A 21,704-nucleotide genomic window follows, 5' to 3' on the forward strand; every position below is an offset into this window, starting at 1 on the left:
CGAAAGTCACGGCCGCGTTCACGGCCGCGTTCAGGGCCGCATCGTCGCCGTCCGGTCAGCTCCGACCCTCGGGTAGTCTCTGGAACGTGACGAGGCATTCTGGGATCGTGGCACCTCCCATTGCGGAGCTCGGGGGACCTGGGTGAGCACCGAGGCCCTGGCGCTCGTCCTGACCGCGGCAGTCTTCCATGCGACGTGGAACCTGGCGGCCAAGACATCCCGCGGCGACACCACCGTCTTCGTCTGGCTCTATTTCTCCCTGGGCGGGCTGCTCTGCCTCCCGGTGGGCCTGGTGCAGATGCTCCGCACGAGTGCGTCCTACGGCTGGGAGCTTCCGGGCGCCGCGCTGTTCACGGCTCTCCTGCACGTCGGCTATGCGATGCTGCTTCAGACCGGGTATCGGCGGGCCGACCTGGGCGTGGTCTACCCGGTGGCCCGAGGGGTCGGACCGGTGCTGACCATGGTCATCGCCGTCGGGCTGCTGGGTGAACGCCCGGAGACCTCCGCCCTGCTCGGCGGCCTCGTGGTCATCGGAGGAATCCTGATCGTCGCGGGCCGGCGGCTGTTCGGAGGCGGGAAGAGGGTCTCCGCGGGGCTCTTCTACGGAACGGCGACCGGAATCGCCATCGCCGCCTACACCGTGTGGGACAGCTTCTCCATGACCCGCCTCGATCTCGAGCCCATCCTGTACTTTGCGCTCAGCAGCGTCTTCCAATCACTGGTGATGCTGCCCTGGGTGCTGCGCAGAAGGGCCCTGATCCCCGCCACCTGGCGGATCGACCACAGACTCGTAGGCATCATCGGTGTCCTCTCACCCCTGGCCTACATCCTGGTGCTCTACGCGATGACGACGACGCCGGTCGCCCTGGTCGCGCCGGTCCGGGAGTCTTCCATCGTAATCGGTGCACTCCTGGCCTGGTGGCTGTTCAAGGAGCCCGACCCGGTGCGTCGCGTACTGGGCGCCGTCGTCGTCTGCGCCGGGGTGGCGCTGATCGCCGGATGACGGGTCTTCTGCCGGCCACAGCATGTGTGGCGGCTCCGATGGGAGAAGATGGGTGCCGTGCGTCCTTCCCCTCGTCTGTGGCTGATCCTGCTGGTGGCGACCTCCATGCTGGGTCAGTTCTCGGTCAATATGATCCGCCCGGCCACCACCTACAAGGTGGACGCCCTCGGAGGCGACGCCGGCATGGTGGGCGTGGTGGCGGCCTCCTACGCGATGATCCCTCTGGTGATCGCGATGCCGGTGGGCCGACTCATCCAGCGGATGGGTACCCTGGCGGGTCTGATCGGCGGAGGTCTGTGCGTGATGGCCGCCGGAGCGGCGGCGATCGCACTCTCCCCGGCCGTATGGGGCGTCGTCGCCGGCAGCGTCACCCTGGGCCTGGGACAGCTGGTCTTCGCCATCGGCGGGCAGAGCGCGGTGAGCCGGGCCGCGGATCCGGCGAAGCGGGATGCGGCCTTCGGATGGTTCACTGCCGGAGTGTCCGCCGGCCAGATGCTGGGACCGCCCGTGGCCGGTTGGATCATCAGCGCACCCGAGGACGTGGAGACCGGCATCGACGCCTCCATCCTCGCCGGCGGCGCGGTGGCCCTGCCCGGCGCGCTGCTGCTGTTCCTCGCCATGGGGCGGATGCGCGGAACTTCCCGCAGGAGGCCCGGGACGCAGCCGAGGACGACGGCCCGCCGGGATGTGCAGAGGGTCTCCACTCGGGCGATCCTGCGCACCCCGAAGGTGGGCTCACACATCGCCTCCTCCGCCGGGCTGCTCGCCCTGACCGATGTGCTGGTGGCGTTCCTGCCGCTGCTGGGCCAGCGGGCCGGGCTGAGCCCTTCCGAGGTGGGCCTGTTGCTGGCCCTGCGCGGGTTGGGATCCCTGGCCTCCCGGGTGCTGCTCGGACTGCTGGTGCGCCGGGTGTCCCGGGAGGTGCTGCTCGTGCTCTCCCTGCTGCTCTCCGCCGTCTGCTTCGCGGCCATGCCGTTGACCACCGCGACCGTGGTCCTGGCCGGGACACTGATGGCGGTGGGCGGATTCTTCCTGGGCCTGGGGCAGCCGTTGACGATGACCATGGTCACCGCCGCGGTCCCCGAGGGCTGGAGCGCCCCGGCTCTGGCGCTGCGCCTGATCGGCAACCGGCTCGGCCAGGTGGTCATGCCGGCCGCGGCCGGCGCCCTGGCTGGACCCGTGGGCCCGGCCGCCGCCATCTGGCTCGGCGCCGGCGCGCTGCTCCTCTGCGGAGCCGACCAGCTGCGCCACCTGCCACGGGGCGGGCCCGACGCGTCCGAGTAGACGACCTCCCGCTCAGAATCCATGGTGTGCCCCTTGGCAGACGCCGGACGGCGTCCTCAGGGCCGCTCCCAGGGCTCGATCTCACCGGGCACCCCGCGGAACAGCGGGTGGATCGGCACGGTCTGCGTCGGTGAGCCAGGAGAGCCCGATGAGTCCGACCACCCCGGGGACACCAACTCCGGCGAGCGCCGAGCCAGCTTGGCCTGCAGATGGGCCCATTCGAAGTCCAGCTGACCGAGGGTGACGTCGATCCGCGCGACCGCGCCCGGCCCCTCGCTCGCTTCGTCCCCGGCGGGCGGCACCGCGATCCGACCGGCGTCGAACCGGTACCCACGCCTGAGGGCCTCCTCGTGCATCGCGGCGAGGTAATCTCCGATCGCCGCCGTCGGGTGCGGATGCGCGCGGAATCGTTCGAGCTGGGGATGGCGCGTATACCCCCGGGTGCGCCCCAGGAGCACGGCCTGCGCCAGCAGGGCCTCACGCCAGCAGGCGATCAGACCCTGGCGGTCCAGCGTGGAGGGGTGAAGGGACCAGAGACGCATCCTCAGGGCACCACCCCGGCGGCCACAGGGCTGAATCCGCGCCGCACGTTCTCGCAGCACCCGGGCCGGCAGACGTCGTACCAGGGGCCCAGCTCGGTCAGATGCGGGCGCTCGGAGACCGGCACCGCCTCCATGCGCTCCTGGACCAGGTCCACCAGACTGGACACGAACGCCTGGTGCACGCCTGGGGTGGGGGTCCGCACGGCGCGCAGACCAGCCTCCTCGGCGGCCTCCATGGCCTCCTCGTCCAGATCCCAGAGCACTTCCATGTGGTCGCTGAGGAACCCGAGCGGGACGACGGCGACCGCCTTCACCCCCTCCCCGGGAAGTTCAGCGATGCGGTCACACACATCCGGCTCGAGCCACGGCTGTGAGGGCGGACCTGATCGGGACTGGTAGACCAGCTCCCAGCCGGTGCCGTCGCCGGCGACGTCCTCAGCTCGCAGCCGTCCCATGATCTGCTCGCCCACGGCCAGGTGCTGGGCGGCGTAGGCCCCGCCCTCCCCCAGCCCGAGCTCCTGCGGACCTGAACGTTCGGCGTCGGCGGTGGGGATGGAATGGGTGGCGAACAGCACCCGGATCTCCTCAGCGGCGAAGCCCTGCCCCGCGAATCCGCGCAGCGCCTCGGCGACGCCTTCGGCGAAGGGCTGGACGAAGCCGGGAACGTCGAAGAACTGCCGGACCTTGTCGATCCTCACGACACCGGCCAGTCCGGTGTCCAGCACTGCCCGGGCGAAGTCCTCCCGGTACTGCCGGCAGCTGGAGTAAGAGCTGTAGGCGCTGGTCGCCACCGCCAGCAGGCGGGTGTGACCGGCCGCGGCGGCCTCCTGGACCACGTCCTCGAGGTAGGGAGCCCAGTTCCGGTTGCCCCAGTAGATCGGCAGTTCCATTCCGCGGCTGCGCATCTCCGCCTCGATGGCCTCGCGCAGCTGCCGGTTGTGCTCGTTGATGGGACTGACCCCGCCGAAGTGTCGGTAGTGGGTGGCCACCTCCTCCAGCCGTTCATCAGGGATCCCTCGTCCACGGGTGACATTGCGCAGGAAGGGCAGGACGTCCTCCTGGCCTTCCGGTCCGCCGAAGCCGGCCAGCAGGACGGCGTCGTACTCCTGCGCGGTGAGGACATAAGGGGCCCCTGAGGCGGAGGCTTCGGTGGCGTGCGGAACCTGGGCGGAGGAGGTGGTGTGCGCATGGGGCGTCAGCGCGGGGTCTCTGGTCGGGTCAGGCATGGCGGCTGTCCTCTCTGCGGGCGGTCATGGGCAGGTGGTCGTGTGCAGGTGCGTGTGTCCAGGTGCTGGCCTGCGGGCGGTCACACCGCGAGGATGAGCAGGATCGTCAGCGCAGCGCCCGCCGCGTAGTTGATCCAGAGGAAGTGCCGCCAGCCCCGGTGCGCCTGGGACGCCTCCTCGTCGGTGAGGTGACGGTACGGCAGCGCGGCGGCCAGGTAGGGCAGCACGAGCAGTCCGGCCAGCGCACCGGGCCATCCGGTGCCGAGCACGAGCACCCCGGCTGCGGCCCACATCGTCAGGGCGAACCTGACCGTCCTGCGCGCACCGAGCGCGGTGGCGATGGAGCTGATCCCCGCCGCCCGGTCCGGGCCGATGTCCTGCACGGCGCCGAAGGCGTGGCTGGCCATGCCCCAGAGCAGGAACGCGCCCAGGGCGCACACGACGACCAGGTCGAGCTCAGCGCCCACCAGAGCCAGGCCGTAGGCGGCCGGGGTGACGAAATGCAGGCTCGAGGTGAAGGAGTCCAGCACCGGGATCTCCTTGGTGCGCAGCGGCGGCGCGGAATAGGCCACCAGGGCGAGGAGACTGATCCCCAGCACCAGCCAGGAGACCGGAGACCCCCACATGACCAGCACGAGGACGAACGGCAGCACGACCAGCGCGCTGGCCAGCAGCATGGGCCGGTGCAGGCGCGGGGTCAGCAGTGCCCCCTCGGCTCCGCCCTTGCGCGGATTGGCGAGGTCGGAGGCGTGGTCGAAGACGTCGTTGATGCCGTAGAGCGCCAGGTTGTAGGGGACCAGGAAGAAGACGACGCCGACGAGAAGGACGACGCCGGCCTCTCCCCCGCCGAGCAGCCAGGCCGCGGCGAAGGGGTAGGCGGTGTTGATCCAGCTCAGCGGGCGGGAGGAGCGCAGCATCTCAGCGATCATGGGTCCTCCTGCGGGGGCTGAGCGGCTCGAGCAGCAGCCACAGTGCGGGCAGCAGGATCACCGCGGCCAGCGGGTAGGCGAAGTCCTCGATCGGTGCCAGTCCCACCCGGATCCCGGAGATCCCGTCCTCGGCGTAGGTGAAGAGCCCGACGGCGATCATCACATTGTCGAAGACGGCAGTCAGGACGAGCAGCACGACCGCGGCGAACGCGCATGCCCGCACCATGCCCGGCGCGTCACCACCTCGCCGAGCCCGCACGGCGCCGACGATTCCGGCGACCAGCGCGGCGATCGCCAGGAACACGGCGCACAGCAGCAAGTACGTCGTCGAGGTCACCGGCGGACACCTCCGCTCATCAGGCGCTGGGCACCCAGGATCAGCACCATGGACAGGTGGCACAGGAACAGCAGGAAGAACAGCTCCTCCAGGGGAAGTTCGGGGGCGAGCATGATCCCGGTCATGTAGGGGCCGGGGCCGTGGAGGAAGATGCCTAGGGAGATCCCGGCGAGGTCCCACGCCAGGAAGAACACCAGCCCGAGCACCAGGACGGCGCCGGCCCGCAGCGGCTCACGGAACAGGAACACCTCGAAGCGCCAGTCCACCAGCAGCAGGGAGCCCCCGGAGATCAGCAGGGCTGCGAGGTAGAGCAGGCTCAACAGCTCCTCAGGCATGGGCCACCGCCCCGGAGGTGCCGTCGGAGCCGTCGGTGCTCCGCACTCCGCCGACGTCGGCACGCATCGCGGTGCGCACCAGCTCGGCACTGATCAGGCACATCGGGACCCCGATGCCGGGCATCGTGGTGGCTCCTGCGTAGTAGAGCCCCCCGAGCTTCGGCGAGCGGACCGGGCCCCGCAGGAAGGCGCTCTGGCGCAACGTGTGCGCCGGCCCGAGAGCTCCGCCGCGCCAGGCTCCGAAGTCTCGGGCGAAGTCCGCCGGGCCGATGCTGCGACGGACCACGATCCGTGAGGCGAGGTCCTCGACGCCGGCCCATGCGGCGATCTGCTCGATGGACTCGTCGACGATGCGCTCCACACCGGAGTCTCCGGAGCCGTCGACTCCCCCGGCCCCCAGGGAGACGTCGGCAGCAGTGGGGATCAGCACGAAGAGGTTCTCATGGCCCGCCGGAGCCACGTCATCGGTGGCGCTGGGCCGGCACACGTACAGGGACCGCGGTGGCCCGCCGGCAGGTCGCCGTCCGGCGATCTCGTCGAATCCACGCTGCCAGTCCTCGGTGAACAGCAGCGAATGGTGCGCCAGCTCAGGCAGCTCGCCCTCCACTCCGAGCAGTGCGAGCACCGCGCCGGGGCCGGGGTCCCGGCGGCGCCACGCCCGTGCCGACCGGCTCCGGTGTTCCGGCTGGAGCAGCTGGGTCTCCGTGACGTGCATGTCCGCGCTGGAGACTACGACGTCGGCGGGCAGGAACTCCCGGCCGCCGTCGGCGGTGGTGACGTGCACACCGGTGGCGCGGCCCGCGGACGCGGTGATGTGTCGCACGCGGCAGCCGGTGCGCAGCCGCGCCCCCTGGCCCTGGGCGACGCGCGCCACGGCGTCGACCACCGCTCTGAACCCACCCTTCGGGTACAGGACCGACTGGGTGATGTCGAGGTGGCTCATCAGGTGATAGAGGCTCGGCGCCGCCGACGGGGAGGTGCCCAGGAAGACCGCCGGGTAGCCGAGAATCTTGCGCACCTTCTCGTCCTGGGCGTGCCGGGCGATGAACCCCTCCAACGGTTCGCCGAGCAGCCGCAGCAGACGGGGCAGCCGGCGCAGGAGCGTCGGGTCCAGGAAGTCCCTCGGTGAGGAGAATGTGGAGTAGAGCAGACGCTCTGTGGCCAGCCGATAGGTCTCGGCGGCGGAGTCGAGGTAGGCCTCGAGCGGGCCCGGGGAGGATTCGCGGGCCTGCAGCGCCTGGAGCGCATCGTCGGCGGGAAGGTCGAAGGCGGTGTCGTCTCCCTCGAAGAAGACCCGATAGGCGGGGTCGAGTCGGAGCAGGTCCAGCTCAGCGGCTGCGGAGGTCCCGAAGCGCGCGAAGAAGCGGTCGAAGACCTCCGGCATCAGGTACCAGGAGGGACCGGTCTCGAAGCGGAACCCGCGGTGCCGCCACTCCCCGGCGCGGCCGCCGAGGGCGTCCCGGGCCTCGAGCACCGTGACCTCGAGCCCGTCCTGGGCCAGCAGCGCAGCAGTGGCCAGCCCGGAGAATCCGCCGCCGATCACCACGGCGGTGCGCGGGTAGCGCCGTCCTGGACGTGCCCGTCGGCTCATCCGGCGGACCCCGGTGAGGCCGCCGCCATCGCGGAGAGGAGGATGCGGGCCTTGACGTGACGGGGCACAGAGACCCGACGGCCGTGCAGCTCGGCGGCGGACATGCGGCGCAGCCGGGAGGCGAGCTCCTCGAAGAGCCCTGCGGCGAGCGCGGTCGCCCGCCGAGGCCCCCGTGGCAGCATCGCGATCGCGCGCCGTGCCGCCGTCAGGTCGGCGTCGATGTCGGCGAGGATCTCGGCCTTGCGCGCCTCTCCCAGCTCCCCGGGGACGGTGCCGGGGAAGTAGGACCGGCCGAGCAGCTGGGCGTCCTCGCCCAGATCACGCAGGAAATTGATCTTCTGGAACGCGGCGCCCAGGCGCTCTGCACCGGACTCCAGCTGCGTGCGCCGCTCCTCCGAGACCGCGTGATCCTGCAGGAATACCCGCAGGCACATCAGCCCGACCACCTCGGCGGAGCCATGCACATAGCTGCGGTACTGCTCCTCGCTGAGCGAGTGCACCGGCTCCAGATCCCGGCGCATGGAACGGAAGAACGCCTCCACGAGCGCATCCTCGATGCCGGCGGCACGTCCGGTCATGGCGAAGGCATGGACGATGAGGTTGGTGCTGAACCCGGTGTGCAGGGCGGCGAGGGCCTCAGTCTCCAGCGCATCCAGCGCGTCTCGCCGAGCCTGGGACCCCAGCCCGGCCTCTTCGGCCGTGCCGTCGACGATCTCATCGGCGACGCGCACCAGGGCATAGATGCTGCGGATGCCGGTGCGGGTGCGCCCCGGCAGAAGCGCGGCGGCGATCCCGAATGACGTGGAGTACTCACGGATGACCCGCGAGGAGGCACACTGTGCCGTGTGCGTGTACAGGCTCAGCGGAGAGCGGTGCGCGCCGTGGGTCATGGGGCCGGCTCTTCGACGTCGCTGGCCGCAGGTGCCTGCCGGTAGAGAGCCATCTGCGGGACCTGGAGCACCAGCCAGGGCGAGAACGCCCAGGGAGTGGCCTCGACGGCAGCCCGGAGCTGCTCCGGACGCACCCAGACCAGCTCGGCGACCTCATCCGGATGCGGCCGGGGGTCGGGCTCGGCCGTCACCTTGGCGATGAAGACCGGGCAGATCTCATTCTCCACCACGCCCGAGGCATCCGTGGCGCGGTAGCGGAACTCCGGGAGGGCGCTCTCGACGGTGTCGAGCTCCATCCCCAGTTCGTGGCGGGCATGACGGCGCACCGCCTCCTCCATGGTCTCCTCCGGCTGCGGGTGGCCGCAGAAAGAGTTCGTCCAGACGCCGGGCCAGGTACGTTTGGTGAGTGCACGTCGAGTGACGAGCACCTGGCCGTGAGCAGTGATGAGGTGACAGGAGAATCCCAGATGCAGCGGAGTGTCCGCGGTGTGCACCTGGCTCTTCTGCGCACTGCCGCAAGGCTCCCCGCTCTCGTCGAGCAGCACGACGTGTCCTGCGGTGACATCCATCATCTGACCTCACATAGCTAACATGGCTAGTAATCAACTTGGCTAATGATAACCGAGAGACCCTCATGACCACGAAGCGTCCGTCCCCCGAACCGGGCGAGCCATTCTCCCTGCTCGATCCCCGCGTCATGGACCCCGAGGGGGAGATCGTCTCGCACGAATCCCTCGACGAGGCCGATCTGGACCAGGTCGTCCGTGTGATGGAAGCACTTCGACGCTGGCGCGCCACCGAACGCAGGATGAGTGAGGCCTCGCGCAGGTACATGAAACTGGGCGAGACCGACATGCGGGCGCTGCGCTACATCATCGCCGCCCAGCGCAACGCCCAGCTGGCCACGCCCAGCGACCTGGCCAGGCATCTCGGGGTCTCCACCGCCTCGGTGACCAAGCTCCTGGACCGTCTGGCCGCACAGGACCACATCCGCAGGCTCCCCCATCCCGCGGATCGCCGCAGCACGGCCATCGAGGTCACCGAGGAGACTCATCGCACCGCCAGGGAGTCCATCGGGCGCTCCCACGCAGGCCGGTTCCATGCCGCCGCCGATCTCACCGTTGAGGAGCGCGAAGTGGTCATCAGGTTCCTGGACGCTCTCTCGGCGACCGAGCCTCCGCCTCAGCCGTGAGACGGGCCGCCATCTTCCGGAAGATCACCGCGTGGAACGGCGTCAGCGCCAACCAGTAGAGGCGCCCGCCCAGCCCTGAAGGGAAGAAGATGGCCCGCTGGGTGTAGCGCGAGCCGCCGTCGTCGTCAGGCTCGACCGTGAACTCCAGCCAGGCCTGCCCGGGCACCTTCATCTCGGCGCGCAGCCGCAGCAGGCGTCCGGGCTCCAAGGTCTCCACGCGCCACCAGTCCACCGCCTCACCGAGCTGCAGCGACTCCTGGCTCCTCCGCCCGCGTCCCAGCCCGACCCCGCCCACGATCTTGTCCAGCAGGCCGCGCAGCCGCCATGCCTTCGACAGGGAGAAGTAGCCCTTCTCCCCGCCGATGCCCTGGATCACCGCGAAGACAGCCTCCGGACTGGCCGGCGTCCGCGCATGACGCTCATCGCGCAGCACCGTGCGGCCCGACCAGTCCGGGTCCGACGGCAGCGGCTCCGAGGGGAGGTCCAGCGCATGGGAGGCCGCCCAGGTGGTCTCGACCCGGTCTGCGGACATCTTCTCCAGGGCCAGGGCCACAGCCTCCGGATAGGCGGTGAGCCCTTCCTTCGGCGGGGCGATGAGCTCGTCGATACGGCGATCCTTGACCACGCAGTCATGCTGCAGGGACTCGACCAGCGGGATGGCCAAGGACCGCGGAATCGGGGTCACGAGGTTGACCCACTGGGCGGCCAGCCAGGGTGTCAGCACCGGCAGCGGCAGCACCCGGGGCTCACGCAGCTCGGCGGTGCGCGCGTAGATCTTCATCAGCTGGGCGTAGGAGTGGACGTCTGGTCCGCCGATGTCACAGCGGATGCTGCCCGGCAGGTCCTCCTCGGCGGCGCCGACCAGGTAGTGCAGCGCGTCCCGCACCGCGATGGGCTGGATCTGATTGAGCACCCAGCGTGGCGAGGGCATCACCGGCAGGACATCGGTGAGATGGCGGATCATCTCGAAGCTCGCCGAGCCGGAGCCGATGACCAGTCCGGCCTGCAGGGTCAGCGTGGGGACCCCGCTGGCCTCCAGGATCTCGCCGACCTCCACCCGAGAACGCAGATGCGGGCTCAGCTCGCCCTGCGGGTGCAGTCCGGAGAGGTAGACGATGCTGCGCACCCCATGATCCGCCGCCGCCTGCCCCACGGCCTCCGCACAGCGCTTGTCCGTGGCGGCGAAGTCACCGCCTCCGGTCATCGAATGGACCAGGAAATAGACGACCTCGGCGTCCTTGCAGAGCTCACGGGCGGCCGCGATGTCGGTCAGGTCGCCTTCGAGGACCTCCACGTCCTTCCGCCAGGGGACATCGCGCAGGGAGTCCGCGCGGCGGGTCAGCACGCGCACCTCATGGCCGCGGGAGAGGAGCTGCGGGACGAGCCGGCCACCGATGTATCCGGTGGCGCCGGTGACGGCGATCAGTGCCATGGGCGTGCCTCCTCGAAACGATGGAGCTGATGAGCGCTCACGCTAGCACCCGTCAGCGGTCGCGAGCAGGGGCTGTCGGCCCTGGTCAGCGTTGCCTCTCTCGGAGCGAGCCTCTAAGGTCGCGCTATGGACACCACCGTCGGACCTCTGGGCCTGACCTTCCGCGAGGCCCGCCGTGAGGACCTCCCGCGGATCGTCGAGCTGATCCGCGACGACGCCGTCGCCGCGGCCCGCACCGGAGAGCTCGCCGAGACCCATTCCCGGGGATTCGAAGCCATCGAAGCCAGCCCGAACGATGAGCTGGTGGTCGCCGAGCGGGACGGCGTCGTGGTCGCAGTGATGCAGCTGACCTACATCCCCGGCATCTCGCGCAACGGGGCGACGCGGCTGCACATCGAGGCCGTTCGGGTGGCCGCCGAGCTGCGCGGCGGCGGGATCGGACGCCGCCTGATGGAGCATGCGGAGGAACGTGGCCAGGCACGGGGCTGCGGGCTCGCCCAGCTCACCTCCGACGCCGCTCGGCCCGATGCCCATCGGTTCTACGAGGGGCTGGGCTATGCGGCATCTCATGTGGGGTTCAAGAAGCCTCTTGCGCACGGCCCCGGGTGAGGGCTCCCCGGTGCCCCGGAGTCAGGGAGCAGCTCCGTGGCGTCTGGCGACGGTGCCGAAGGCGGCCTTGGGCTGCCAGGTGCCGTCCGGCAGCGGGGCCACGATCCCGTAGCTGGCGAGGTCGAGATCCTGCCGAGGCTCGTCAGAGCGGGTCAGACGCGGCTCGCTGAACCCCCACACGAAGGTGCCGTCGACCTCGGCCTGCTCGAAGATGTCGAACAACTCGTCGAGGTAGTCGGCCTGACCCTGCTCATCACGCACGAGGGTCTCCGGCACCTCCAGTCCGCCGTCGACCTCCCGGAGGACATCGGACGCCTGCGAGGAGCTGTCCGCGGCACCGGCGTAGGCGCAGGTGCCGAACTCGACGATGTGGACCGGACGATCCGCGCGGTGATGCTTCTGGACCGCGCGGCGCAGGCTCCTTGCGAACCACGGCGCATTGGACGCATCTCGGTAGGCGTCCAGGCCGACGACGTCGAAGATCCTCCAGTCCGGGCGTTCCCATGACCCCGCCCCGTAGCTGACCGGGCCGTTGAAGCGCTGTCGGGTCACCTCCACGAGCTGACGCAGATACCTGCGGAGGCGCAGATTCACCACGGGCAGCAGCAGTGAGAACAGCGGCAGCAGCGTCCCGCGCGCGGAGAACGTCCGCCCCGGGGTGAAGCCCCGCGCCGAGAGGCTCAGCTCGCATCCGACGTTCAGCGACACCGTGCCATGGTCTCGGCGCAGCTCCTCCGCCCGTGTGGCGACCTCCGCGAGGTGCTCTGCGATCTCACCGCGCCTGGCGTCGAAGAGCCGCGGCTGGATCCAGACGGCCAGGCCTTCCTCGCAGGCGATCCGCGCGGTCTCCAGCAGCCGGTCGATGTCGGTCGCCATCACGAGCACGGCGTCGCAACCGAGGCGTCTCCGGATGGCACGAAGGTCCGCACGCACAGCGTCGGCCTCCCAGACGGGCCGTGAGTCGAAGTCGCCGTCGTAGATCACCCCGGCGTCATAGCCGATCCCCCGCAGAGTCCGGGCCGGGGCATTCGTGCTGAACGTCATGGGGGGGGGCTCCTGGGCCTCGATGGGGATCGGCGGCGGGATCGGCGTGCGCAGCCGACGATAGCCAGGAGGCGGCCAGCGTGACCAGTGCCGGAAGTCACCGTCATCCGGGGGCGGTTCGAGGGAAACACCGCCCCTCTATACTTGCCCCACGCATCTACACAGGAGGGGCCCCTATGCAGACCACCCGAATCGCCGCCATGATCCCGATGCTGGGCGTGGCAGCCCTGGCACTGACCGCCTGCAGCTCGGAGGTCGAACCTGATGAGCTCACCGCGGAGGTGGAGCGCACTCTCACCAGCGAGTTCGGGGTGGAGCTCGACGCAGTCGACTGCCCCGATCCCCTCCCGGCCGAGGAGGGCTCTGAGGTGCGCTGCACCCTGACCTATGAGGGTGAGGACTACGGTGCCACCGTGACCTCCCAAGGCGAGGAGGACGACCAGATCAACTTCCTCATCGAGGTTGACGAGGAGCCGACGGACTGACCCCTCCTCCCTCTAGCCCCTGACCACCGGAGGTCCGCTGATGAAAGCGTCCACGATGCCGCTGCGCGAGGTCCCCGTGGACCACCACCTGGCCCGCCGAGCCCAGCGGGCCTACATGGAAGAGCTCCACAGGCGGTTCGGATTCGCACCGGGGCCATTGGACGCCCCCGAGCCGGGGGCCACGTATGTGGTCGCCACTGCAGGAATCCACCCTGTGGCCTACGGCGGGATCAGGCCGGCCGTGGGCCACGAAGACGCGATCATCGAAGGCGCCGCCGAGGTCAAGCGCATGTGGGTCCACCCCGACTGGCGCGGGGCAGGCCTGGGGGCACGCGTGCTCAGCCGCCTGGAGGAACTCGCGGCCGCACGCGGTTGCGCGCAGATGATTCTGGATACGAACGGGGCACTCAAAGAAGCCATCTCCCTCTATGGCCGAGCCGGATATCAGCGCATCCAGCGGTACAACGACAACTCCGAGGCCGAGCTGTTCTTCGCCAAGGACCTCAGCTGAGTCCGAATAGTCGTCGAATCCCGACCGCCTGGCCCCTGGCTGCCGGACGGACCGCACGTAGCCTTCGATCGTCGGCTATGGCAGATCCGGGCGCCAGAGCCGACAGGGTGAGGGATCAGCCCTGCCAGGCAGGGTAGTCCGTGTAGCCGCGCGCCCCGCCGGCGTAGAAGGCCTCGGGCCGGGCCTGGTTCTCCTCGAGGCCCTCCTCCCAGCGGCGGAGCAGGTCCGGGTTGGCGAGGGCGGCCCGGCCGACGGCGACGGCGTCGACCGTCTCCTCGGCGAGCAGCACCGAGGCTTCTTCCCGGGTGGTGACCACACCGAAGCCGGAGTTTCCCACCAACGGGGCCCCTGAGACTCGGCGGATGGTCTGGACCAGCTCGCCGGACAGGTCCGCACTGAGTACGTCGATGAAGGCCAGGTTCAGCGGGGCGAGCCCTTCGGCGAGCGCGGTGTAGGTGGCCAGAGCGTCGGCGTCGTCAGGTTCCAACGCACCTTGGATGCCGTGCTGCGGGGAGAGTCGGATGCTGGTGCGTTCAGCACCGATGGCCTCCGCCACCGCCCGGGTGACCTCCACGGAGAGCCGCGCGCGGTTCTCCGGTGTCCCTCCGTAGGAGTCCTGACGCTGGTTGGAGACCGGGGAGGTGAACTGGTGCAGCAGGTATCCGTTGGCACCATGGACCTGCACGCCGTCAAACCCTGCGGTGATCGCGTTCTCCGCAGCCTGTGCGAAGCCTTCCACAATCTCTGGGATCTCCTCCGCCTCCAGTGCGTGCGGCACCGGGTGCTCCTGCTTGCCTTCAGGGGTGCGGATCTCCCCTGGTGCAGCGATCGCGCTGGGAGCGACGACCCTCCCGGTGCCGGTGAGGAGCCCGTGGGAGATGCGTCCGCCGTGCATGATCTGCAGCACGATGGTGCCGCCGGCGGCGTGGACGGCGTCGGTGACCTGCCGCCAGCCGTCGATGTGCGACTGGGTCTCGATGCCGGGCTGGCCGGTCCAGGTGCGGCCCTCCCGCACGGGCCAGGTCCCCTCGGCGATGATCATCCCCAGCGAGGCGCGCTGGGCGTAGTGCTCCACCTGCAGCGCAGTGGGGACCCCGTCGTCGTCGGCGCGAAGCCGGGTGAGCGGGGCCATGACGACTCGGTTGCGCAGCTCCAGCGCGCCGAGGGAGAGGGCGGAGAAGAGCTTCTCCTGGACGGCGAGGTGCATCAGCACGGTCCTTTCACCGAGACGGTTCGTTCCAGAAACCGGCAACGACGACGGCGGCGCGTTGATTCCTGCGCGTGCCAGACCTCACAGCCTGCCCCGGACTGGGCCCCGCCGCGCTGCCCCTCCTCAGCCCTCACCACCCGTTGAGATGGTGTGTTTCGGCCTCAATGGAGCCTCAGAGGGCCCAGTTCCGGCCGAAACACACCATCTCACCTCGGGAAAGGGCTCAGGCCAGGCTGATCGCCGTCCAGGACACAGGCTCCAAGCGGATGGTCAGCGCACCGTCGGACAGCTCGGCCTGGGCGTCACGCAGCCCGACGCGGTCAGGCTGCTCGAGGGTGTTCTTCGCGGAGAGGTCCTCGTCCCAGAGGGTGACGGCCTCAGCGATGGAGCTGCGCTCCAGGCCGGCGATGTCCACGGTGACCTCCACAGCCTCGCGGCTGCGGTTGAGCAGGAAGATCGCGGAGCTGTCGTCGCCGTCGGTGGCCACGCAGTCCACGGCGGAGCTCTGTCCGTAGACAGCGGACTCCACCGTCTCGGCGATGACCTCGGGACGCAGCACGCGCCCCTGGGCCAGCCGGGACGTCACAGAGAACGGGAAGAAGGTGGTCTGCCTCCAGGCCGGGCCACCCGGCTCGGTCATGATCGGGGCGATCACATTGACCAGCTGCGCCAGGGAGGCGGAGCGGACACGGTCATGCCGCTCCAGAAGGGTCATCAGCAGGGAGCCGAAGACGACGGCGTCGGCCACCGAGTAGACGTCCTCCAGCTGTCGCGGGGCGATCCGCCATTCATCGTTGACCTCGTCGGATGCCTGGTGCTCGTCCAGGTACCAGATGTTCCACTCGTCGAAGGAGATCATGATGGTCTTGTCAGACTTGCGGCGGTGCTTGACGTGGTCCGCGGTGGCGACCACCGTGTCGATGAAGTACCGCATGTCCTGCGCGGAGGCCAGGTAGGAGTCGAGGTCCCCGTTGCGCTCCTGGTAGTAGGCGTGAGCGGAGATGAAGTCCACGTGGTCGTAGGACTCCTCCAGCACGGTGCGCTCCCACTCGCCGAAGGTCGGCATGGAGGATCCAGAGGAGCCGCACACGACCAGCTGCAGGTCTCGCTGGGCGGACTTCATGGCCTGACCGGTGCGCGCGGCGATCTTGCCGTAGTCCTCGGCGGTCATGTAGCCCGTCTGCCAGGGGCCGTCCATCTCGTTGCCCAGGCACCACATGGTCACGTCCCAGGGCTCCGGGTAGCCGTGCTCGGTGCGCAGGTCGCTCAACGCGGTGCCGGAGGGGTGGTTGGTGTACTCGAGAAGGTCCAGGGCCTCCTGGATGCCGCGGGTGCCGAGGTTGACCGCGAGCATCAGCTCGCTGTCGAGCTGTTTGAGCCAGGTGGCGAACTCGTTCAGGCCCACCTGGTTGGTCTCCAGGGCGTGCCAGGCGAGGTCCCGGCGGACTGGGCGCTGATCGCGCGGGCCGACGCCGTCCTCCCAGCGGTAGCCGGAGACGAAGTTGCCGCCGGGATAGCGGATGGTGCTCACACCCAGCTCCTTGACCAGGGCGGTGACGTCCTTACGGAAACCGAGCTCGTCGGCCTCCGCGTGGCCGGGCTCGAAGATGCCGTCGTAGACATGGCGGCCGAGGTGCTCCACGAATCCACCGAAGATGCGGCGGTCCAGGGGCGCGACGACGGCGTCGGGGTCGATGCGGATGCTGGCGGAGGTCATGAGGTCCTTCCTGAGGGTCTGGTCAGCGCGTTACATCGTTGGAATTGATTTCAACGTTGAAATGCGGCTGAAGATATGGTGACCTGATTCACCCTTGGACGTCAAGGGGAGGACCGCAGAGGACCGGCGGGCACAACCGCCGCTCGGTGCCTCCACCTTCAGGCGCTGGACTCCCTGGACACCACGCGATAGCTGGTGGTGTGCTGCCGCCGCGGTGCACGCTCGGTGCCGGAGAGTCGCTCCTCGATGCGTTCGAGGAGCACCTGGACCGCCGTCTGAGCGATCTCCATCCGCCCCGGATCCACCGAGGACAGCGTGGGAGCCGTGTACCTGGTCTCCTCGAGGTCGTCGAAGCCGATGACCCTGACGTCGCCGGGGATGCCCAGGCCGGCATCCTGCAGGGCACGCATGGCTCCCAAGGCGAGGGTGTCGTTCATGCCGAAGACGCCGTCCACCTCCACCCCGGAGGCGAGCAGCTCGCGCATCGCCTCCGCGCCGTCGTGACGGTGCCACAGCCCCACGTAGGCGACCAGCTCCTCGTCCAGCGGCAGTCCCGCAGCCTGCAGAGCCTGCTGATATCCGCGCAGCCGCAGGGCGGCCGAGCCCTGATCCTCGTCCCGGTGGGCGCCGATGACGGCGATCCGGCGGCAGCCGGTGTCGATGAGGTGCGCCGTGGCGGCGCGCGCGGCGGCGACGTTGTCCATCACCACATGATCACAGGGGCCGTCGAAGATCCGCTCACCCAGCAGGACCAGCGGGTAGTCGACGTCGAGGAGGCCGACATCGGCCTGGGAGAGCGCCAGCGGGCTGAAGATCAGACCATCGGTCAGCTGCAGGCGCGGGCTGCGCAGCAGCTCACGCTCCGAGGAGACCTCCGCGCCGGTCTGCTCGATCAGCACGGTGTGCCCCCGCTCCTTGGCCTCGGTGATCACCGAATCGGCGAGCTCCGCGAAGTAGGGCAGCCGAACCTCCGGAAGCGCGAGACCGATGACCCCGGAGCGGCCGCTTCGCAGGCTGCGGGCGGAGAGGTTGGGCCGGTACCCCAGCTCATCGATGGCCGCCTGCACCACCTCCCGTGTGGAGTCCTTCACGTACTGCCGCTCATGCACCACGTTGGACACCGTCTTGATCGAGACTCCGGCGCGTTGGGCGACGTCGCGCAGTGTGACGGCCATGTGCTCCCTCCTGGGCCCGCCTCAGCACTCCTGAGACCGGCGTGAGACCACCGTACAACGCCGCGGGTCCGACGCTCGGATCACCGGGGGTCAGGCTGCCCGCCGTCCGGAGCCAGGAGGTGCGTCACTCGACCTGGAACTCGATCCGGTGGTGCCCCGTGGCGGCGTTGGGGATGGGATCTCTGCGCTCGCCGATCTGCAGGTCCCCGGAGACGGAGGTCGCCCGCACGGTCACGGCGTGCCTGCCGGGCTCCACACCGTCGAGAGGCAGACGCCACTGCCGCCACGTGTCCACCGTAACCTCGGCGGCCAGTTCGACCTCCTGCCAGTCGCCGTCGTCGACCCTGACCTCCACTGCGGCGACCCCGTCGTGCTGCGCCCAGGCGGTGCCGGCGACGACGACCTCGTCGTGGGGCACCGTGGCCAAGGGACGCGGCACGTCGATGCGTGAGGCGACGAGGACCGGACCCTTCTCGTCCCAGCCGCGATCGGTCCAGTAGGCGGTGTCCTGGTCGAAACGGGTGAGGTGGAGCTCCACGACCCATTTCGTCGCCGAGACATACCCGTAGAGGCCCGGTACGACCAGCCGCGCCGGGAAGCCGTGCTGCCTTGGCAGAGGCTCGCCGTTCATCCCCACCGCCAGAAGCGAGGCACGCTCATCGGTGAGCGCCTCCAGCGGTGTCGACGCGGTGAAGCCGTCGACGGATCGGGAGAGCACCATGTCCGCCTCAGGCAGGGGGCGCGCCCGGGCCAGCAGATCCCGCACGGGGAACCCCAGCCAGGTGGCGGTGCCCAGCAGGTCACCGCCGACAGGGTTGGAGACGCAGGTCAGCGTGACGTGATGCTCCTCCAGCGGCAGGTCAAGCAGCTCGCTCATGTCGAGGCTGACCTCCTCCTCCACCATGCCGGTGATCCGGAGGCTCCATTCCCCGGGCTCCAGCTCCGGGACCACCAACGCGGTGTCGATGCGGTAGAAGTCATCGTTGGGGGTGATGAACGGCGGAACCCCGTCGACGTCGACCGAAGCGGCGGCGGGGATCGGGGATGCCGCACGGGCAGGCTGCGGCAGGACCAGCTCGACCAGCCGCTCCCCCACCCCTCGGCCGAAGGCTCCGATGGATCGTCCGACGGCGAAGCAGGTGATGGCCAAGGCGGTGGCCCCGGAGGCGGCCGCCAGGAAAGCCCGCCTCGAACCGGGGCGGGAACCCGGCCACGGACCACTATGCGGCTCAGGATGAGGCTCACTATGGGGATCAGCATCGGGATCAGCATGCGGCTCTGGAGCCGGGTGCTCGGCTGCGGCGCCGCTCCCGGCGAGCCTCCAGAGGCCCAGCAGAGCGGCCAGCCCGACAGCGGCTCCCAGGAGTCCGGGGAGCAGATCACCAGCACCGGTCTCCGGCCGGCGGGCCACTGCCACCAGCAGCACCGCCGCGACACCGAGGAACACCCCGGAGGCGATCAGCGGACGACGCCGGCCGATCGCACCGATTCCTGCCGCGGCCGCCGCTCCGACCAGCCCCATACCCAAGAACAGCACAGGCTTGTTCAACGGGCCCAGCACCGAGATCGCCATCTCCTGGACCGCCGGCGGGGCGAACTCGATGACGGTGGACCCCAGTGCGACCAGCGGAGAGGCCGCCGGCAGGAAGAACCGGGCGACCACGTCCCCGATCGCGAGGAGCAGGGCTGCGGCGAGCACTCCGGCGACTGCGTGCCGCCGGAGCCCCCATGTCCTTCTCAGCAGGGCTGTATCCATGCTCTGTGTTCGGAGCCCTCCCGGGTTTGGATGGCCCCGCGGAGCTGCCAGGACCTCACAGCTCGGCCACGACCAACGGATCCGAGGTCGGTTCCTCCGAGCCGCCCTCGGGCTCCACGGTGATGCCGAACGCGGCATCAGCGGAGAACGGACGGCCGGAGATCACAGCCGGGCCCTCAGCAGTCATCAGGCCGGCGTCATGGGCGCCGTCCTGGTCGATGATCCACATCTGCAGGTCCTCGCCCTCGGCCGGATCATCCATGTCATGCGGAGTGACCAGGATCAGCTGCTCGGCGACCGAGAAGGAGACGGTCACGCTGGAGCCGTCACCCACCTCAACGTGCCGCGCCTCCAGATCCGGGGCGCCCAGAAGCTGCTCCGAATGCTCCTGTTCGGAGCCGAGTCCGGCCACGGTCTCCCGCAGCTGCTCGTTCTCCGCATGGATGCGCAGCGCCGTCCCTCCCAGGACCGCACAGAGGAGCAGGAGCAGCGAGGCCGCCAGGGCGAAGTAGAGCGCCGGACCGTTCCGCCGCGCTCGGGGACGACGGTCGGCATCGGGGCGCGGCTCAGTGGCGGGCGCGACGTCCTGCGCGGCAGCATCCGCGGATGGGCGCGGACCGGGGATGGCCAGGATGGCACGGGCCGCCTCCTCGGATGGTGCCACCTGGTCGTCGTCGGCGGCCACCAGCGCCATGGTCTCCTCGAAGTCCGCGACCTCACGGGCGAACCCGGCATCGTCCTGCAGGAGCTGCTCGGCCTGGGCGATCTCCTCGACGTCCAGGCCACCGAGCACATACCCTGCGGCGAGATACTCTCGATCAGCGTGCATCGGTCACCCCCAGTGAACTCCGTAGACGTCGCATGCCGTCCCTGATCCTCGTCTTGACGGTGCCCAGGGGGACGCCGAGATGGTCTGCGATCTCGACGTGCGTCATGCCGCGATAGTAGGCGAGCGCGATGGCCCGCGCCTGCTCCTCCGGCAGTCCCTTGACGGCTCGGGCCGCCCGGGCTGATTCGATGTTCTCCAACGCCTCGTGCTGCACGTCCGGAGCCGTCTCATGGAGCTGCCGCTCCCCATGGGCGGTGTCTCGTACGCGCTGCGCGCTGACCGAGCGTACCCGGTCGATCGCCCGCCGACGAGAGATGGTCACGAGCCAGGCGCGGCCGCTGCCACGGGACGATTCGAAGCGGGTGCAGTCCTCCCACACCTCGGCGAAGACGTCCTGCAGGACCTCTTCGGCCAGCGCGCGGCTGCGCACGATCCGCAGGATGACGGCCAGGAGCACGGATCCCTGGCTCCGGAAGAGCTCTTCGAACGCCCGCGTGTCTCCGGCCGCCGTGCGCACGAGCAGCTCGCCGCAGGGGTCGGGGCCGGCCGAGGGAGGGTTCGGCCCCCTCCGCGTCGGCCTGTCTTCGGGTTCGAGCATGCCATAAGCATGCCAGGTCAGCGCGCAGACAGGAACTGCTACCCCAGTCCGCCCCGCCTCTCCCCCACTGCGAACCCGCTGTGGGGGAAGCCTGAGACGACGACGGCGCCCGGGCGGAGGCCCCGCAGGACCACCTGCCCGGGCGCCGAAGCGACCTCGGAGCTGAGGAACCTCAGGGTCCCTCTCGAAGGCGCCTCATCACTGCTCGGCCATCTCCGGCATGAGCACCCCGTCGATCATGTAGACCGTGGCGTTGGAGGTCTGCACCCCGCCGCACACCAGACCGGCGTCGTCGAACATGAGGTCCTCGCCCTCGCCGGTGATCTCCACGATGTCGCCGTTGACGGTCTCGTGCTCACCGGCGATCTCATCGGGGCTCAGCTGACCGGGAATCACGTGGTACGTGAGCACCGAGGTCAGCGCGTCGGCATCCTCGGCCAGGGCGTTCAGGTCATCCTCGGGAACATCGGCGAAGGCGTCGTCAACAGGTGCCAGGACGGTGAACTCGTCACCGTTGAGGGTGTCGACCAGGTCCACGTCGGAGTTCAGCTCGCCGGACACCGCTGCGGTCAGCGTGGTGAGCATCGGGTTGTTAGAGGCTGCGGTGGCCACCGGGTCCTGGGCCATGCCCTCCACCGACCCGTCGCCGTCAGGCACCTGCTCGGCATAGTCGCCGCAGGAGGCCCCGACCAGCTCAGCGGCCGGGTCCGCGTCCTCGTCCATGTCCGCGTCCTCGTCCATGTCTTCGTCGGCCTCCTCCTCGGCCGTGGCGTCGTCTTCCGTGTCCTCGTCGGTCTCGGTCACGCCCTCGTCCTGGGTGGTCTCCTCCTGCTCCTCTTCCGGGGCCCCGTCCTCAGTGGTGTCACCGGCACAGGCGGTGAGCCCGAGAAGGGCGATCGCTCCGATCCCCAGGGCGGCGGAGGCGGTGGACTTCATCTGAGTCTTCATGGCTGGTCTCCTCGTAGTCGTGCGTCTCGCCGAGGATCGTCCTCGACCTGCCGACCGGGCC

The 21,704-nt window shown here is 69.7% G+C and carries 23 protein-coding genes; 6 read left to right on the forward strand and 17 right to left on the reverse strand.

Going from position 1 to position 21,704, the window contains the following annotated elements:
* Positions 1 to 142: 142 nt before the first annotated feature.
* Complete coding sequence (locus HNR09_RS05005) at positions 143 to 1,003, forward strand: EamA family transporter (RefSeq protein ID WP_179541041.1); 861 nt, start codon at positions 143 to 145, stop codon at positions 1,001 to 1,003.
* Between the two features lie 57 nt (positions 1,004 to 1,060).
* The gene (locus HNR09_RS05010) at positions 1,061 to 2,287 is read left to right on the forward strand and encodes an MFS transporter (protein ID WP_179541042.1); all 1,227 of its coding nucleotides are present in this window, start codon (positions 1,061 to 1,063) and stop codon (positions 2,285 to 2,287) included.
* A 56-nt stretch (positions 2,288 to 2,343) separates the two neighbouring features.
* On the opposite strand, the gene HNR09_RS05015 is transcribed toward HNR09_RS05010, so the two are convergent.
* The 8 genes from HNR09_RS05015 to idi form a co-directional block, all read right to left on the reverse strand.
* Positions 2,344 to 2,829 carry a pyrimidine dimer DNA glycosylase/endonuclease V gene (locus tag HNR09_RS05015; RefSeq protein ID WP_179541043.1) on the reverse strand — a complete coding sequence of 162 codons (486 nt, stop codon included), beginning with the start codon at positions 2,827 to 2,829 and terminating at the stop codon, positions 2,344 to 2,346.
* Between the two features lie 2 nt (positions 2,830 to 2,831).
* The gene (locus HNR09_RS05020; RefSeq protein WP_179541044.1) at positions 2,832 to 4,055 is read right to left on the reverse strand and encodes a ferrochelatase; all 1,224 of its coding nucleotides are present in this window, start codon (positions 4,053 to 4,055) and stop codon (positions 2,832 to 2,834) included.
* An 80-nt stretch (positions 4,056 to 4,135) separates the two neighbouring features.
* A complete protein-coding gene (locus HNR09_RS05025; RefSeq protein ID WP_179541045.1) occupies positions 4,136 to 4,984 on the reverse strand; it encodes a prenyltransferase in 849 nt (282 codons plus the stop codon).
* Positions 4,974 to 5,321, reverse strand: coding sequence for a lycopene cyclase domain-containing protein (locus HNR09_RS05030; RefSeq protein WP_343047454.1), 348 nt, complete (start codon positions 5,319 to 5,321; stop codon positions 4,974 to 4,976). The genes HNR09_RS05025 and HNR09_RS05030 overlap by 11 nt, the downstream gene beginning before the upstream one ends.
* Complete coding sequence (locus HNR09_RS05035; RefSeq protein WP_179541046.1) at positions 5,318 to 5,656, reverse strand: lycopene cyclase domain-containing protein; 339 nt, start codon at positions 5,654 to 5,656, stop codon at positions 5,318 to 5,320. Before HNR09_RS05035 ends, HNR09_RS05030 begins: the two co-directional genes overlap by 4 nt.
* A complete protein-coding gene (gene crtI, locus HNR09_RS05040; protein ID WP_179541047.1) occupies positions 5,649 to 7,247 on the reverse strand; it encodes a phytoene desaturase family protein in 1,599 nt (532 codons plus the stop codon). Before crtI ends, HNR09_RS05035 begins: the two co-directional genes overlap by 8 nt.
* Positions 7,244 to 8,137, reverse strand: a complete 894-nt coding sequence (locus tag HNR09_RS05045) for a phytoene/squalene synthase family protein (RefSeq protein WP_179541048.1) — start codon at positions 8,135 to 8,137, stop codon at positions 7,244 to 7,246. The genes crtI and HNR09_RS05045 overlap by 4 nt, the downstream gene beginning before the upstream one ends.
* The gene (idi, locus tag HNR09_RS05050) at positions 8,134 to 8,709 is read right to left on the reverse strand and encodes an isopentenyl-diphosphate Delta-isomerase (RefSeq protein ID WP_246348729.1); all 576 of its coding nucleotides are present in this window, start codon (positions 8,707 to 8,709) and stop codon (positions 8,134 to 8,136) included. Before idi ends, HNR09_RS05045 begins: the two co-directional genes overlap by 4 nt.
* Before the next feature lie 62 nt (positions 8,710 to 8,771).
* On the opposite strand from idi, the gene HNR09_RS05055 reads away from it, so the two are divergent.
* Complete coding sequence (locus tag HNR09_RS05055) at positions 8,772 to 9,329, forward strand: MarR family winged helix-turn-helix transcriptional regulator (RefSeq protein WP_179541049.1); 558 nt, start codon at positions 8,772 to 8,774, stop codon at positions 9,327 to 9,329.
* Here HNR09_RS05055 and HNR09_RS05060 read toward each other — a convergent pair.
* Positions 9,280 to 10,761, reverse strand: a complete 1,482-nt coding sequence (locus tag HNR09_RS05060; RefSeq protein WP_179541050.1) for an SDR family oxidoreductase — start codon at positions 10,759 to 10,761, stop codon at positions 9,280 to 9,282. The genes HNR09_RS05055 and HNR09_RS05060 overlap by 50 nt on opposite strands.
* Before the next feature lie 126 nt (positions 10,762 to 10,887).
* Between HNR09_RS05060 and HNR09_RS05065 the strand changes: the two genes are divergently transcribed.
* Entirely contained in the window at positions 10,888 to 11,370 is a 483-nt protein-coding gene (locus HNR09_RS05065; protein WP_179541051.1) for a GNAT family N-acetyltransferase, read from the forward strand.
* 21 nt (positions 11,371 to 11,391) lie between these two features.
* Here the strand turns inward: HNR09_RS05065 and HNR09_RS05070 are convergent, their stop codons facing one another.
* Positions 11,392 to 12,414, reverse strand: coding sequence for a glycoside hydrolase family 113 protein (locus tag HNR09_RS05070; RefSeq protein ID WP_179541052.1), 1,023 nt, complete (start codon positions 12,412 to 12,414; stop codon positions 11,392 to 11,394).
* A gap of 176 nt (positions 12,415 to 12,590) precedes the next feature.
* Here HNR09_RS05070 and HNR09_RS05075 point away from each other — a divergent pair, with 176 nt between their 5' ends.
* Together HNR09_RS05075 and HNR09_RS05080 are read left to right on the forward strand one after the other, a co-directional pair.
* Positions 12,591 to 12,899, forward strand: coding sequence for a DUF4333 domain-containing protein (locus HNR09_RS05075; RefSeq protein ID WP_179541053.1), 309 nt, complete (start codon positions 12,591 to 12,593; stop codon positions 12,897 to 12,899).
* Between the two features lie 40 nt (positions 12,900 to 12,939).
* Positions 12,940 to 13,410, forward strand: a complete 471-nt coding sequence (locus HNR09_RS05080) for a GNAT family N-acetyltransferase (protein ID WP_179541054.1) — start codon at positions 12,940 to 12,942, stop codon at positions 13,408 to 13,410.
* Positions 13,411 to 13,525: 115 nt separating this feature from the next.
* On the opposite strand, the gene HNR09_RS05085 is transcribed toward HNR09_RS05080, so the two are convergent.
* The 7 genes from HNR09_RS05085 to HNR09_RS05115 all read right to left on the reverse strand — a co-directional run bounded on the left by HNR09_RS05085 (position 13,526) and on the right by HNR09_RS05115 (position 21,643).
* Positions 13,526 to 14,617: an alkene reductase gene (locus tag HNR09_RS05085; RefSeq protein WP_179541055.1), complete on the reverse strand. Its 1,092-nt coding sequence runs from the start codon at positions 14,615 to 14,617 to the stop codon at positions 13,526 to 13,528.
* 226 nt (positions 14,618 to 14,843) lie between these two features.
* The gene (gene arfA / locus HNR09_RS05090; RefSeq protein WP_179541056.1) at positions 14,844 to 16,337 is read right to left on the reverse strand and encodes an arabinosylfuranosidase ArfA; all 1,494 of its coding nucleotides are present in this window, start codon (positions 16,335 to 16,337) and stop codon (positions 14,844 to 14,846) included.
* Positions 16,338 to 16,495: 158 nt separating this feature from the next.
* On the reverse strand, positions 16,496 to 17,512 hold the full coding sequence (locus tag HNR09_RS05095) for a LacI family DNA-binding transcriptional regulator (RefSeq protein ID WP_179541057.1): 1,017 nt from the start codon (positions 17,510 to 17,512) through the stop codon (positions 16,496 to 16,498).
* 124 nt (positions 17,513 to 17,636) lie between these two features.
* Entirely contained in the window at positions 17,637 to 19,268 is a 1,632-nt protein-coding gene (locus HNR09_RS05100) for a molybdopterin-dependent oxidoreductase (RefSeq protein WP_179541058.1), read from the reverse strand.
* 55 nt (positions 19,269 to 19,323) lie between these two features.
* Positions 19,324 to 20,097, reverse strand: coding sequence for an anti-sigma factor (locus tag HNR09_RS05105; protein WP_179541059.1), 774 nt, complete (start codon positions 20,095 to 20,097; stop codon positions 19,324 to 19,326).
* Positions 20,087 to 20,695, reverse strand: coding sequence for a sigma-70 family RNA polymerase sigma factor (locus tag HNR09_RS05110; protein WP_179541060.1), 609 nt, complete (start codon positions 20,693 to 20,695; stop codon positions 20,087 to 20,089). The genes HNR09_RS05105 and HNR09_RS05110 overlap by 11 nt, the downstream gene beginning before the upstream one ends.
* Positions 20,696 to 20,893: 198 nt before the next feature.
* Positions 20,894 to 21,643 carry a fasciclin domain-containing protein gene (locus tag HNR09_RS05115; RefSeq protein ID WP_179541061.1) on the reverse strand — a complete coding sequence of 250 codons (750 nt, stop codon included), beginning with the start codon at positions 21,641 to 21,643 and terminating at the stop codon, positions 20,894 to 20,896.
* Positions 21,644 to 21,704: the final 61 nt, after the last annotated feature.

It is taken from the genome of Nesterenkonia xinjiangensis, assembly GCF_013410745.1.
Classification (GTDB): Bacteria; Actinomycetota; Actinomycetes; order Actinomycetales; family Micrococcaceae; genus Nesterenkonia; species Nesterenkonia xinjiangensis.

Coding starts and splice junctions, on each gene's coding strand:
- HNR09_RS05015 (WP_179541043.1), bottom strand. CDS start 2,829: ATGCGTCTCTGGTCCCTTCACCCCTCCACGCTGGACCGCCAGGGTCTG.
- HNR09_RS05020 (WP_179541044.1), bottom strand. CDS start 4,055: ATGCCTGACCCGACCAGAGACCCCGCGCTGACGCCCCATGCGCACACC.
- HNR09_RS05025 (WP_179541045.1), bottom strand. CDS start 4,984: ATGATCGCTGAGATGCTGCGCTCCTCCCGCCCGCTGAGCTGGATCAAC.
- HNR09_RS05035 (WP_179541046.1), bottom strand. CDS start 5,656: ATGCCTGAGGAGCTGTTGAGCCTGCTCTACCTCGCAGCCCTGCTGATC.
- crtI (WP_179541047.1), bottom strand. CDS start 7,247: ATGAGCCGACGGGCACGTCCAGGACGGCGCTACCCGCGCACCGCCGTG.
- HNR09_RS05045 (WP_179541048.1), bottom strand. CDS start 8,137: ATGACCCACGGCGCGCACCGCTCTCCGCTGAGCCTGTACACGCACACG.
- idi (WP_246348729.1), bottom strand. CDS start 8,709: ATGATGGATGTCACCGCAGGACACGTCGTGCTGCTCGACGAGAGCGGG.
- HNR09_RS05055 (WP_179541049.1), top strand. CDS start 8,772: ATGACCACGAAGCGTCCGTCCCCCGAACCGGGCGAGCCATTCTCCCTG.
- HNR09_RS05060 (WP_179541050.1), bottom strand. CDS start 10,761: ATGGCACTGATCGCCGTCACCGGCGCCACCGGATACATCGGTGGCCGG.
- HNR09_RS05065 (WP_179541051.1), top strand. CDS start 10,888: ATGGACACCACCGTCGGACCTCTGGGCCTGACCTTCCGCGAGGCCCGC.
- HNR09_RS05070 (WP_179541052.1), bottom strand. CDS start 12,414: ATGACGTTCAGCACGAATGCCCCGGCCCGGACTCTGCGGGGGATCGGC.
- HNR09_RS05075 (WP_179541053.1), top strand. CDS start 12,591: ATGCAGACCACCCGAATCGCCGCCATGATCCCGATGCTGGGCGTGGCA.
- HNR09_RS05080 (WP_179541054.1), top strand. CDS start 12,940: ATGAAAGCGTCCACGATGCCGCTGCGCGAGGTCCCCGTGGACCACCAC.
- HNR09_RS05085 (WP_179541055.1), bottom strand. CDS start 14,617: ATGCACCTCGCCGTCCAGGAGAAGCTCTTCTCCGCCCTCTCCCTCGGC.
- arfA (WP_179541056.1), bottom strand. CDS start 16,337: ATGACCTCCGCCAGCATCCGCATCGACCCCGACGCCGTCGTCGCGCCC.
- HNR09_RS05095 (WP_179541057.1), bottom strand. CDS start 17,512: ATGGCCGTCACACTGCGCGACGTCGCCCAACGCGCCGGAGTCTCGATC.
- HNR09_RS05100 (WP_179541058.1), bottom strand. CDS start 19,268: ATGGATACAGCCCTGCTGAGAAGGACATGGGGGCTCCGGCGGCACGCA.
- HNR09_RS05105 (WP_179541059.1), bottom strand. CDS start 20,097: ATGCACGCTGATCGAGAGTATCTCGCCGCAGGGTATGTGCTCGGTGGC.
- HNR09_RS05110 (WP_179541060.1), bottom strand. CDS start 20,695: ATGCTCGAACCCGAAGACAGGCCGACGCGGAGGGGGCCGAACCCTCCC.
- HNR09_RS05115 (WP_179541061.1), bottom strand. CDS start 21,643: ATGAAGACTCAGATGAAGTCCACCGCCTCCGCCGCCCTGGGGATCGGA.